The organism is Pedobacter sp. NO84, from assembly GCF_059703915.1.
Map to the genome: position 1 here is coordinate 1,269,915 of NZ_AP046575.1, position 13,110 is coordinate 1,283,024.

Below are 13,110 nucleotides of genomic sequence, written 5' to 3' on the forward strand. Positions count from 1 at the left end.
CCTTAGGTGCCTGAGGTGGTGAAAAATAATGAATTGCAACTTAAACTAAGCCAACAAAACCTTGTCTGGCGTAATCGGTAGGCTCCTAATTCTTTTACCGCTGGCATTAAAGACACCATTGGCCACTGCTGCTGCAAAACCGATCAAGGCTATTTCTCCCATTCCTTTTGCGCCCATAGGATTTACGATTAGATCGGGCTTATCAATAAAAATCACATCAATATCAGGTACATCGGCATTTACGGGAACATGGTAGTCGGCAAAATTGTTGTTTGCATATCTTCCATACCTGTTATCCAGAATCGCTTCTTCTGTTAGTGCCATACCAATTCCGCCAACTGCGCCGCCAATCATTTGACTCCGGGCAGTTTTCGGACTAACTATTTTACCGGAATCGCCAACAGATACAATTTTACTCACTTTAACTACACCCGTTAATTGGTGTACTCTTACCTGCACAAAATGGATTGAAAACGAATACATGGCATAGTTTTTCCCTTCTGTATTGGCCTGAGATTGTTTTGTAACCTCAATCATTGGTAAATTATTCTTTTTAAGCACATCCACAAAGTTGGATGTTGCATCCATATTGGAGTTAGCAGCCAATTCTGTTATAGTAGCCTTTAAAGCCATACAAACGTCACTTACTGCTGTACCAACCGTAGAAAGTGTAGCCGATCCACCTTGACTAGGCGCTGGTGGTAGTGAAGAATCGCCCAACTCGAAGTTGATTTTGTTTACTGGAATATTCATTAATTTACTTGCAATTAAGGTCATTCCTGTTCCTGTTCCCGGACCAATATCTGTTACCGCACTTTGAAGTACCAACGTTCCATCCGCTTTTAAGATCCCTTTAACGCTTGCCCTGCCTCGCCCTGCATTAAAAACTCCGATACTAACACCATAACCTACCTGCCATTGCCCATCAATAGTGCTTCCAGGTTTATTTTTTCTATTTTTCCAACCAATTTTTTCTGCACCCAGTTCATATGCTTCTTTAATATACTTGCTTGAAAAGGGCCTATTTTGTGACTGATCTTTTTCAGGATCATTTTTTATACGAAAGGTTAATGGATCCATATCCAAAGCATGCGCCATTTCATCTATAGCACTTTCTAGGGCAAAAGCACCCGTAGCTTCACCAGGACCACGCATCCAAATTGGAACGCTAGTATCTAATGGAACAACATAATAATTAGTATTCACATTATCAGATTGGTACATAAATTTACTCATATTAACCACTCCCTCTGTGAAGGTTTCGTATGTTGACGATTGACCGAAAGCAGTATGGGTAATGCCCGTAATTTTCCCATCTTTTGTTGCACCCAAGCCAATGGTTTGATGTGCGGCTGGTCTATTCCCTACCATAGTGAACATCTGATCCCGCGTAATCACTAATTTAACCGGTCGTTTTAGATGTTTAGAAGCCATTACGGTTGCTATTTCCAATGGCCATGTTTTAAGTGCCATCCCAAATCCTCCGCCAACAAATTCAGCATTCACCTGAATGTTTTCTTTTGGAATGTTAAATACCCTGGCAATTGTAGATTGGGTTGAAACCACCCCTTGGGTTTTAGCATACACGGTAACCTGATCGTTTGCTCGCCAATCGGCAATCATACCATGCAATTCCATCGGATTATGCGTTTCTATGGGCATGGTATAGGTTTGCTCTAATTTAACTTCTGCGGTTTTGTAAGCATCGGCTATGCCCCTAACATAGGGTGGATTGCCTTGAAGCTTCTTTGCACCCGTATCCATCACACTTTTTTCGAAGTTGGTGTTAAATTCGGCCTTTTGATAAGCAACCTTAACTAACGATGCTGCATAGGTAGCCCGTTCGAAGGTGTCGGCCACAACCATCGCAATAGGCTGACCATTAAAAAAGATTTCGTCTGTGTAAAATATTTTAAATGGCGAACCGGTAGTTTGCTCGTAAGCCGGAGCCGCAGGTTTATTAAGGTGCGATAATACTCCTAGAACACCAGGTGCATTAGATGCGGCCTTACTATCGATGCTGGTAATTTTCCCTTTGGTAATGCTGCTTGTAACCAACACACCATAGGTTAAGCCTGGTACTTGATACTCGGCAAAATATTTCGCCTTTCCGGTTACCTTTTCGATGCCATCAACACGATCATTTTCGTCTCTAAATAAATCTCTCATTACGCTTTAGTTTTAGCAACAGTTAATGCTTCTACGATGGAATTTGGTGCTAATTTTAGCTTAAAATTATTTTCTCCGAATCCTTTAGCCCCAATCATCGCCAATCTAGCTGCTTCTTCAAAATTAGCCTGATTAGCTGTTTTTCCTTTTAAGAAATTCTCGGATTCGGTCAGCCGCCAAGGCTTATGTGCCACACCACCCATTGCCAATCTGGCATTAACTATGGTATTATCTTTTAACTCGAGTGCTGCCGCGACCGAAACTAAGGCAAAAGCATAGGATGAACGGTCTCTTACTTTTAAATAATGATAATTCTTATTGAAATTATTAACCGGAATTTCTAATCTAACAATCAATTCTCCTTTTTGTAAATTATTATCTTTTTCAGGCATGGCCCCAGGCAAGCGATGAAAGTCGGTGAAATTGATTTTTCTTTCGCCCTTGGCAGATGCTATTACGATCTGTGCATTTAAAGCCGCTAAACCTACGCACATGTCACTTGGATGCACCGCGATGCACGATTTTTCTAAAGAAGATCTTTCTGGAGCTGTGCCGAAGATAGCATGCATCCTGTTGTAACCATCAAGCGCAGCGCAACCACTGCCGGGCTGTCGTTTATTACAGGGCATCGTGGTATCGTAAAAATAGCCGCATCGGGTACGTTGCATTACGTTTCCCCCTACGGTAGCCATGTTTCGCAACTGTGCCGAAGCACCCGATTGTAGTGCTAACATTAACAAAGGGAATTTTTCTTTTACCAGCGCATTTTCAGCAAGATCTGAATTGGTAGTTAACGCTCCGATATGCAAAATAGAGTTGATGAGCTCGATTTTCTTTAAAGGCAAATTATTGATATCAATCAGTTTTTCTGGGGCAGTTACCCCTCTTTTCATAAGATCAACGAGGTTTGTGCCGCCAGCTATGAATGCTGATTTTGGGTCTTTGGCCATTAAACCTATAGCCGTTTTAACTACCGCAGTTCTGAGGTATTGGAAGTTGATCATAGTTGCGCTCCCTTCTCTTTAACTTCAACAATAGCATCAACTATGTTTGGATAAGCTCCACACCTACAGATATTTCCACTCATATATTCCCTGATTTCTTCTTTCGAATTGGCATGCCCTTCTCGTACACAAGCTACAGCGCTCATAATTTGCCCTGGTGTGCAATATCCACATTGAAAACCATCATGCTTAATAAATGCGGCCTGCATAGGATGAAGTTCTTCACCATTTGCTAACCCTTCGATGGTAGTGATATTTTTTCCCTCATTCATTACCGCAAGACTTAAGCAAGAGTTAATCCTTTTGCCATCAACATGTACGGTACAGGCTCCACATTGTCCGTGGTCGCAGCCTTTTTTCGTTCCCGTTAAATGCAGCTCTTCTCTTAACAAATCCAATAACGTAACCCTTGGTTCAATTTTTAACGCATAGGATTTATGGTTTACTTTAAGGTTTAAAGGGATTTTCTCGAAAAGTTCAGCGAACCTTTCATCAACTTTGTTATCCGCTGCTTTTAATACCGTTAGTGGTGTTAAAGATAAGGCTGTAAATAACGAGGTTTTCTTTAGGAAATCTCGGCGTGTATCCCCAGAGTGTGGATTGTCGATTTTAGGCATAATCAAACAGGTATAAGGTTATTGCTCTAATATCGGGATTAAGAATTGAGTTTAAAACGGAATGAGTAATTTAGAAGGAGTCTAGGGTGGGCGCTTGGAGTTGAGCATTTTAATGCAGATGGCATGATGCCTTAGGGTTGACTTTGATAGAAGCTAAGAAAATCAAGCCCTGGGCTTTTTCGCTTAAAACAGTCCTTCTTTTCATTCCAAGCTTTTTGGGTTGCCTTCTAACCCAAACGCCAAAAAGGCTTTCCATTTCAATAAGGTTTATAATGCAAAGACAGTGGTGCTTGGGAAGGACAGTTTCCCCTCAGCAATACTGTGAGGATTGCATCTCGATAGTTATCGGGACCGCAGTTCATAGGTCGGATTTCAAATCTAGACCAACGCTCACAGATTAGATTAACCAGATCTGCTCATCTGCGGCCAAACTCAAATACCGCTTTACCCCCAACGCGTATCGCTTAACGCCAAACACGTATCGCCCTACGCATACGCAACCGCATCTTTTGATGGCAGTTTGCTGTAACCCATTAGATATTCATCCACTTTACGTGCAGTTTCTCTTCCTTCTGAGATCGCCCAAACTACCAGTGACTGTCCGCGGCGCATATCACCAGCAGCAAAAACTTTAGGAATATTGGTTTGATAGTTTCCTTCTATGGCTTTTACGTTTCCTCTTTCATCAAGTTCAACACCTAATTTCTCTAATAAACCCTGCTTTTGGGGGTGCAAGAAGCCCATTGCCAATAATACCAACTCGCAAGGGTACTCTTTTTCTGTGCCGGGCACTTCTTTAAATCCTAGAGCCCTCCCATTTGCGTCGATCTCCCACTGTACTTCAATTACACTTAATGATTTTAGATTTCCATTTTCATCAGCGTTAAATCTTTGCGTATTTACGGCCCAATTGCGATGAGCACCTTCCTCATGTGAGGAGGTTACCTTTAATAGCATTGGATATTGAGGCCATGGCATGTGCTCTGTCCTACTTATCGGTGGCATCGGCATAATCTCAAACTGCGTTACCGATCTTGCTCCCTGTCTGTTCGAAGTTCCGATGCAATCAGAACCTGTATCACCACCACCAATTACAATAACGTTTTTACCTGTTGCTTTTAGCTCTTTCTCTAGTATTTCCCTATTCCCAACACGTTTATTTTGCTGCTTTAAAAAATCCATGGCGAAATGAATCCCATTAGCTGATCTGCCCTGTAACGTATTCAGATCACGTGGAATGGTAGAGCCGCCGGCTAGAACCAAAGCGTGATAATCTCTCAAAAGCGTACTTAGTTCAATGTTTTCTCCAACATTTGCATTGCATTTAAACACAATCCCCTCTTCCTCCATTAAGTTAATTCTGCGTGTTACCACATCCTTTTGTAGCTTAAAATCAGGAATTCCATAACGTAATAATCCCCCTGGAACATCGTCGCGTTCAAAAACAACTACCTCATGACCAGCCTTGTTCAATTGTGCTGCCGCAGCTAAGCCTGCCGGACCTGAACCAATTATAGCTACTTTTTTGCCCGTTCTAATTAATGGTGCATTTGGTTTGATATATCCTTTATCGAACGCAATTTCGATAATATGTTTTTCAATCTCTTCGATAGAAACTGGTGATCTGTTAATCCCTAACACACATGCGCTTTCGCAGGGCGCTGGGCAAATCCTACCTGTAAATTCTGGAAAATTATTGGTACTAAGCAGAATTTCTGCAGCATTAAGCCAATCTCCTTTATAAACAGCGTCGTTAAATTCTGGAATTACATTGCCTAACGGACAGCCTGATTGGCAAAAAGGCACTCCACAATCCATGCATCGGGCAGCTTGCTTGTTCAGTTGTTCTGCTGGGAGCGGGTCTAAAAACTCATTGTAATGCTGTACGCGTATGGTGGGCTCTTCTTTCGAAGGCGAAACTCTTTCGAATTCAATAAATCCTGTCACTTTTCCCATCTTAATTGATTTTAACTTGTTGACGTTGTAAGAGAACTGCTTTATATTCTTTAGGAAATACTTTTACAAAGTGAGAAGATTGTGTTTCCCAATCACTTAATATAAACTCTGCAACCCTACTGTTAGTTAATCGGATATGGTTTTTTAGTAAAACCGCAATGCGTTCTTCATCTTCTGCCTGAAGGGGATCAAGATCAACCATTTCTGGATTGCATTTTTTCGCAAAGGTTTTGGTTACATCATAGATCCATGCTATTCCTCCGCTCATTCCTGCTGCGAAATTACTGCCGGTTTCTCCAATTACCAGCACTTCGCCACCGGTCATGTATTCGCAACCATGATCGCCAACCCCTTCTACAACAGTTGTTGCGCCCGAGTTTCGTACCGCAAATCGCTCCCCTGCCTTTCCTCTTACATATAATTCGCCAGAAGTTGCGCCATATAGCGCCACATTTCCAATTATGATATTCTGTTCGGGTACATAATTGATATTCCCGAAAGGATAGATTACTAGTTTGGCCCCTGAAAGCCCTTTGCCTACATAATCATTACCCTCACCCTCTAGTGATAAAGTTAAACCCTTCGCTGCAAAAGCACCAAAACTTTGTCCGGCAGAGCCATGAAATTTGAAATTGATGGTATCTTGCGGTAGCCCTGCTCCTTTGTGTACTTTAGAGACTTCATTGGATAACATCGTTCCCAAGGCTCTGTCAGTGTTTTTCACTTCAAAATTGGCAAATACAGGCTCATTATTTAAAATAGCTGGTTGTGCTTTTTCAATCAACTGATGATCTAAAACAGCATCCAATCCATGGTCCTGGAATTCTGTTTGATATAATGGCAAGCCATGATCTGGTTCTTTATATAAAATGGGTGCTAAATCAACGTATTTTAACTTCCAATCCGCATCATTTATTGTTCGTGTTTGGAGCATTTGCGACTGACCAATCATTTCATTAACGGTTTTAAAACCTAATTCGGCCATTATTTCACGAAGTTCTTCGGCCAAGAAATAAAACAGATTAACTACATGATCCGCATCGCCGGTAAATAGTTTTCTCAATGCGGGATCCTGTGTTGCCACTCCAACCGGGCAGGTATTGAGGTGGCACTTACGCATCATGATACATCCAGATGTTACCAATGCCGCTGTGGCTACTCCCCATTCTTCTGCACCCAATAACGCAGCGATAGCGATATCACGACCAGTTTTAAGCTGACCATCGGTTTGCACCACTACTCTATTTCTTAATCTATTTTTTACTAAGGTTTGATGGGCTTCGGCAAGGCCTAATTCCCATGGTAAACCTGCATGTTGTATAGATGTTAGTGGGGATGCACCCGTTCCCCCATCGTAACCAGAAACCAAGATTACATCAGCGTGGGCTTTGGCAACACCCGCGGCAATGGTACCTACTCCTGCCTTAGAAACGAGCTTAACGTTAATTCTGGCAGCTCTGTTGGCATTTTTAAGATCAAATATCAGCTGTGCTAAATCTTCGATAGAATAAATATCGTGGTGTGGTGGAGGCGATATTAGTCCTACCCCTGGTGTGGCGTGCCGAACTTTAGCAATCCAATCATCCACTTTGTGCCCTGGTAGTTGCCCGCCTTCACCTGGTTTCGCCCCTTGTGCCATTTTGATCTGAAGCTCATCGGCATTGGTTAGGTAATAACTGGTAACTCCAAAACGTGCCGAAGCAATCTGTTTAATAGCAGAGCGCATCGAGTCGCCATTTTCTAGCAGTTGATAGCGCATTTCATCTTCACCTCCTTCGCCAGTATTACTTTTTCCGCCTATGCGGTTCATGGCAATTGCCAAGGTAGAATGGGCTTCGTGAGAAATTGATCCAAATGACATGGCGCCAGTTGCAAATCTTTTTAGGATCGATTCGGTTGATTCTACTTCTTCCAATCTTATGGCTTGTCTACTATAATTAAACTCAAGCAATCCTCGAATGGTGTAGGCCTGCTGTGTTTGCTCATTAATTAATTTCGAATACCGCTTAAAGGTTGCGTAATCATTTTTTCTGGTGGCACTCTGTAATAAATGGATCGTCTCTGGGTTAAACAAGTGTTTTTCTCCCCTTCTACGCCATTTATATGTTCCACCTGCTGTTAAAATAGGTTCCGCCTGCGTTTTTGGTCCGAAGCTACGGCGATGTTTGATTAATGTTTCCTGTGCAATTTCATCCAGTCCTAGTCCGCCTATGCGGGAAACCGCTCCGGTGAAATGTGTGTTAACCACCTGTTCATTGATGCCTAATATTTCAAATATCTGTGCTCCGTGATAAGATTGAAGGGTTGAAATTCCCATTTTAGAGAAAATCTTTAACAATCCATTATTAACCGCATAGATGTAATTGGCGATGAGTTTTTCTGGGGCTATTCCGTTTTCTGCATCAAACCTGCGAATGGTTTCTAAGGCCAGATAAGGATTTACTGCAGTGGCACCAAAGCCGATTAAAGTAGCAAAATGGTGGACTTCCCACACGTCGCCAGCCTCAACTACGATTCCAACGGCGCCGCGATATCCTTTTCTGATCAGGTGGTGATGTACCGAAGAAACGGCCAGAAGCGATGGTATTGCGGCATGTTCCGAGTCTATTGCGCGATCGGATAGTACAATTACCTGAAAACCGTCTTCAACCGCATCAACCGCATAACGGCATAGGCGATCTAGCGCTTTTTGCATGGCGCCAGGGTTTCCGTTCGCCCTAAAATACATCTGTAGGGTTTTAGATTGAAATAGACCCGTATCGATGCTTCGGAGTTTCTCTAGTTCGAGATTGGTTAAAATGGGATGTTTAATGCCTACACAATGGCATTGCATCTGGTTTTCTTCTAGTAAGTTACCATTGTTTCCCATAAAACCGGCCAAACTCATCACTACTTTTTCGCGAATAGGATCAATAGGCGGATTAGTTACCTGTGCAAACAACTGTTTAAAGTAATTTGATAGATGTTGTGGCTGCTTTGATAGTATGGCTAAGGGTGTATCTGTTCCCATCGAACCTATTGCCTCTTTTGCCTCTATCGCCATAGGTTTTAAGAGCATATCAATATCTTCCCGGCTATAGCCAAAAACCTGTTGGTATTTAAAAATCGAGTCCTCGGCCAAATTGGTAAACATTACCCTTGGCTCTGGCAATTCTTCTAATTTAATCTGATATTGATTAATCCAGTCGGCATATGGCCTGCGACCACAAACCTGTTGTTTAATTTCCTGATCACTGATAATGCGGCCCTGTTGCATATCTACAACAAACATTTTGCCTGGAGTAAGCCTTCCTTTCTCAATCACCGTACTCTGATCGATAGCCAATGCTCCAGATTCTGAAGCCATAATTACCCGGTCGTCGCTGGTTAAAACATAACGAGATGGACGAAGACCGTTGCGATCTAATGTGGCACCGATTAAACGTCCATCTGTGAACGCAATAGCAGCAGGCCCATCCCATGGTTCCATTAACGAAGCGTGGAATTGATAGAATGCTTTTTTGATCGGATCCATATCATCATTTCCATCCCAGGCTTCTGGAATAAGCATCATAAGCACATGAGGCAAAGAACGTCCGGCATGGAGTAATAATTCAACTACGTTGTCTAAACATCCAGAATCTGATTGTGTCTCATCTATAACGGGAAGAATCATGTTCAATTCTTCGGGTGTAAAATACGGTGAGGCGAAAGACTTAACGCTGGATCTAAACCAGTTCAAATTTCCTTGAAGGGTATTGATTTCGCCATTATGGGCTATAAAACGAAAAGGTTGTGCTAAACGCCACGATGGAAAAGTATTGGTTGCAAAACGCGAATGGATCAGTCCAAATGCGGAAACCATGCGTTTATCACTCAATTCTGTAAAATAGGTTCTAACTTGTAAAGATGTAAGTTGTCCTTTATATATAATCGTCCGTGAAGAAAAGGAAACGATATAAAAATCTTCCTTACTTCCCGCCACCGTATTATAGATGGTTTTAGTGAGATAAGTTTTAAGTACAAAAAGTTTACGTTCAAAATCCGCTCCTTCGGCGATATGATAGGGTCTTGCTACAAACACCTGTTCTATTTCTGGTTCTACGGAGAGCGCCATATCACCGATATCAGTAGTGTCGATTTGTACTTTTCTAAATCCTAATACCTCAAGTCCTAATTTTTCTGCAGTGCGATAGATAATTTCCCTACATTCTTCTCTAGCTCTAATTTCTTTTGGCAAAAAAAGTTGCCCTACACCATAGTCTCCATACGGAGGCAAGCTGAAACCTGTTCTTAAACATTCATCAAAAAGAAACTCATGGGGAACTTGGATCATAATTCCCGCGCCGTCTCCGGTATTTGTTTCGGCGCCACAGGCACCACGGTGGTCGAGGTTTTCGAGAATGGTGATGGCGTCTGAAATAATCTGATGCGATTTTCGCCCTTTTACGTGCGCTACGAAGCCAATGCCGCAGGCATCATGTTCGAAACTTTTACGGTATAGTCCTTGGTGTTCATTCAAGCTTTCCATCTGTGTTCTCTCTGGTTTAGTAGTTAGTGTATAGGAAACACTAAGATAATCAAATTTAATTGCAAATTACGTTATCGGTAATATTTTTGAGATATAATCATATTTTGTATCATATCGTACTAGATATTTGTCATTTTGTTAAATGAAATCGATGTCAATTATAAATTTGATAAAATGGAATAATACTATTTATGCATAGTAATTAGCGTGGGGCATGGGACCTGGAGCTCAGTTATCGCAAAACCTTTCTTTTTTAGAATGGAATACCTTGATTTAAGCTACATTTCTGATACCTCTTGCTCCATGCTCCATGCCAATCATCTATAAATCAATTCAATAAGAATTGATTTAAAATTTACCACATTTCTTTTCGTAAAACGCTTGCTTTTTCTACCTTTGTGCCGGGCAAGTCTTTTACGATCAGCTCCCTTTGAACTCCCCCAGGGTGGGAACACAGCAAGGGTAGAAGGTTGTAGCGGTGCGATAAAAGTTGCTTGCCCATTTTTTTCCCCTTACCCCCTGAAGGGGCGACGTAATAATCAGGGATTCTTCTCACATTAACTATTTCCTAAGGGAATTTAAGGGATTATGAAATTTTTTATTGATACAGCAAATCTAGATCAGATTAAAGAAGCACAAGATTTAGGCATTTTGGATGGTGTTACCACTAATCCGAGTTTAATGGCTAAAGAAGGGATTTCTGGTGAAGAAAAAGTAATAGCACACTACAAAACCATTTGTGATATCGTTGACGATAAAGTTAGTGCTGAAGTGATTGCCACTGATTTTGATGGTATCATAAAAGAAGGTGAAGCTTTAGCTGCATTGAACCCTAAGATTGTTGTTAAGGTACCGATGATAAAAGACGGCATTAAGGCAATTAAATACTTTTCAGAAAAAGGAATAAGAACTAACTGTACGTTAATATTTTCGGCCGGACAGGCTTTATTGGCAGCAAAAGCCGGTGCTACGTATGTATCACCTTTTTTAGGTCGCCTAGATGATATTTCTACTGATGGACTTCAATTAATTGAGGATATCCGTTTGATATTTGATAATTATGGCTATCCAACAGAGATTTTAGCAGCCTCAATCCGTGGTCCATTACATATTGTTGCCTGTGCTAAATTAGGTGCTGATGTGATTACTGCCCCGTTATCTGCAATAACCGCCCTATTAAAACATCCTTTAACGGACAGTGGTTTAGCTACATTTTTAGCTGATCATGCAAAAGGAGCTGGAAAGTAATTAATGAGTTCCCGGAGGCTTGTTAAGTCCTCGTATAGATATTTAAAGCCTCGGATAAATTCCGGGGCTTTTTTATAATAGATATATCCATCTTAGCACAGCTGGTATTTCACCACCTGAGACGCCTTAGACACCTAAGTGTACGCCCTTAGTTGTAATGCGGAAAAATGCATTGCCAACTGAATACTGTTAAGTATTAGCTGTTAAACGAAAATCAATTTAAACCGGCTTTTAAACAAATTTCTTTACTTATAGATTCCTCTGGAGCATAATTTTTATCATAAAATTTATAATAATATTTCTCTATAAGTGCTTTCTTTTCTCCTAAGATATCAGCTGTTCCATTAGATTTTAAATCCAGTAAATGTTTAACATGTTGTTTAAATGTGTCATAATTACTGGCATGAAATGTTAATCCGTCTTTGATGAACCCCACATCCCCATATTCATTAAGAAGGTCGAGCGAGACTACCGGAGTGCCAATTAATAAGGCATCGAGAACAGAGGTACTTGCACCTGTAATTACAATTGACGCTTGGGCTAATAAACCATAAAAAGATATGTTTTGGTCTATCAGATCATCATTGGTTAAAATAAGAGTCTTTTTGGGATCAAAGCCTACGTAATTACTTTTATCATCTTTTGCATGCAGCTTAATACACATATTTAGATTAAGTTCCTGTTGCAACTTTTTTAGGTTTTCGATGATTAAAAAATGATGTTCTTTACTGACGCTATGGCCATGACCACTAAAGGTTGTAACTACAAAATCTTTAAAAAATGAAAAAGGACTTTCGTCATTTTGGTTGATCTGCTGGCCTTTTTGGGGCCATCCGGATATTATTATCTTCGAAGTAGGAATACCTAGATGCTCTAGCTCTAACGAAGCTTTTTGGCCGTAAACGAAGATTTGATCAACGAGAATACGACCATTTAAAGGATTTATTCTATCTAATGCCCCATGTTGGATCATACCAGTAGGAATATGATGGTTCTTTGCAAGACTGGCAAAGAGCCTCCCTTCGAAAGTATTGTCGTTGCCGATTAAGACATAGTTTGGGCGCTTTGCCAAAAATAGTTTAGTTATATATTTCTCCAGAAATCTAACCTGGGGAAGATAATATTGGATAGTAGCCAAAGGTCCATCTTTTGAAACGTTCGGTTTTAACCATTCAGATATTTTATAAGAAAAACCTTTAATTAATCCTGCACTAATTCCCGAACCGATAAGCTTATTTACCAATTTTGGCTTGGTAGATAGGACAACAACTTTAATATGCTGCTTTTCTAGATCTAGCACTACAGGGTAGATGTTATTCCACTGGGAGGTCTCATTCACAAAAACGAGCATATAGTTATCCGGCAATTTCTCTTTAAAAGAAAGTGCATACCTATCTTTCTTGGATTTAATTACATTTTTAACTTTAAAGAATAATCCTGGACCGTCTTTTTTCTTATTCAATTGATTTGCCATGATTTCGGCAACTAGCAGATCTCCAACGTTTAAACCCTTGTACCAAACAGCATCCTGTTGTTTAAGGGTCTCAAGCGTCTCCATGGTTTTCTTAAATAAAGAAGATAGTTTGGTCATTATAAAGATCTTGAC

General features: G+C 40.8%; 7 protein-coding genes and 1 other RNA gene. 2 read left to right on the forward strand and 6 right to left on the reverse strand.

The window, feature by feature from the left end:
- Window positions 1-45 precede the first annotated feature (45 nt).
- The 5 genes from AC6H0V_RS05600 to gltB all read right to left on the reverse strand — a co-directional run bounded on the left by AC6H0V_RS05600 (window position 46) and on the right by gltB (window position 10,256).
- Window positions 46-2,169 (reverse strand): xanthine dehydrogenase family protein molybdopterin-binding subunit, encoded by a 2,124-nt coding sequence (locus tag AC6H0V_RS05600; protein ID WP_497562732.1) that lies wholly within the window; start codon window positions 2,167-2,169, stop codon window positions 46-48.
- Window positions 2,169-3,173 carry an FAD binding domain-containing protein gene (locus tag AC6H0V_RS05605; RefSeq protein ID WP_497562733.1) on the reverse strand — a complete coding sequence of 335 codons (1,005 nt, stop codon included), beginning with the start codon at window positions 3,171-3,173 and terminating at the stop codon, window positions 2,169-2,171. Before AC6H0V_RS05605 ends, AC6H0V_RS05600 begins: the two co-directional genes overlap by 1 nt.
- Complete coding sequence (locus tag AC6H0V_RS05610) at window positions 3,170-3,790, reverse strand: (2Fe-2S)-binding protein (RefSeq protein ID WP_497562734.1); 621 nt, start codon at window positions 3,788-3,790, stop codon at window positions 3,170-3,172. The genes AC6H0V_RS05605 and AC6H0V_RS05610 overlap by 4 nt, the downstream gene beginning before the upstream one ends.
- Before the next feature lie 486 nt (window positions 3,791-4,276).
- Window positions 4,277-5,746 (reverse strand): glutamate synthase subunit beta, encoded by a 1,470-nt coding sequence (locus AC6H0V_RS05615; protein WP_497562735.1) that lies wholly within the window; start codon window positions 5,744-5,746, stop codon window positions 4,277-4,279.
- 1 nt (window position 5,747) lies between these two features.
- On the reverse strand, window positions 5,748-10,256 hold the full coding sequence (gltB, locus tag AC6H0V_RS05620; protein ID WP_497562736.1) for a glutamate synthase large subunit: 4,509 nt from the start codon (window positions 10,254-10,256) through the stop codon (window positions 5,748-5,750).
- Window positions 10,257-10,659: 403 nt separating this feature from the next.
- On the opposite strand from gltB, the gene ffs reads away from it, so the two are divergent.
- An RNA gene (ffs, locus tag AC6H0V_RS05625) (signal recognition particle sRNA small type) lies at window positions 10,660-10,759 on the forward strand.
- 85 nt (window positions 10,760-10,844) lie between these two features.
- On the forward strand, window positions 10,845-11,504 hold the full coding sequence (fsa, locus tag AC6H0V_RS05630; RefSeq protein WP_497562737.1) for a fructose-6-phosphate aldolase: 660 nt from the start codon (window positions 10,845-10,847) through the stop codon (window positions 11,502-11,504).
- 214 nt (window positions 11,505-11,718) lie between these two features.
- On the opposite strand, the gene AC6H0V_RS05635 is transcribed toward fsa, so the two are convergent.
- Window positions 11,719-13,095 (reverse strand): hypothetical protein, encoded by a 1,377-nt coding sequence (locus tag AC6H0V_RS05635; protein ID WP_497562738.1) that lies wholly within the window; start codon window positions 13,093-13,095, stop codon window positions 11,719-11,721.
- Window positions 13,096-13,110: the final 15 nt, after the last annotated feature.

Coding starts and splice junctions, on each gene's coding strand:
- AC6H0V_RS05600 (WP_497562732.1), bottom strand. CDS start 2,169: ATGAGAGATTTATTTAGAGACGAAAATGATCGTGTTGATGGCATCGAA.
- AC6H0V_RS05605 (WP_497562733.1), bottom strand. CDS start 3,173: ATGATCAACTTCCAATACCTCAGAACTGCGGTAGTTAAAACGGCTATA.
- AC6H0V_RS05610 (WP_497562734.1), bottom strand. CDS start 3,790: ATGCCTAAAATCGACAATCCACACTCTGGGGATACACGCCGAGATTTC.
- AC6H0V_RS05615 (WP_497562735.1), bottom strand. CDS start 5,746: ATGGGAAAAGTGACAGGATTTATTGAATTCGAAAGAGTTTCGCCTTCG.
- gltB (WP_497562736.1), bottom strand. CDS start 10,256: ATGGAAAGCTTGAATGAACACCAAGGACTATACCGTAAAAGTTTCGAA.
- fsa (WP_497562737.1), top strand. CDS start 10,845: ATGAAATTTTTTATTGATACAGCAAATCTAGATCAGATTAAAGAAGCA.
- AC6H0V_RS05635 (WP_497562738.1), bottom strand. CDS start 13,095: ATGACCAAACTATCTTCTTTATTTAAGAAAACCATGGAGACGCTTGAG.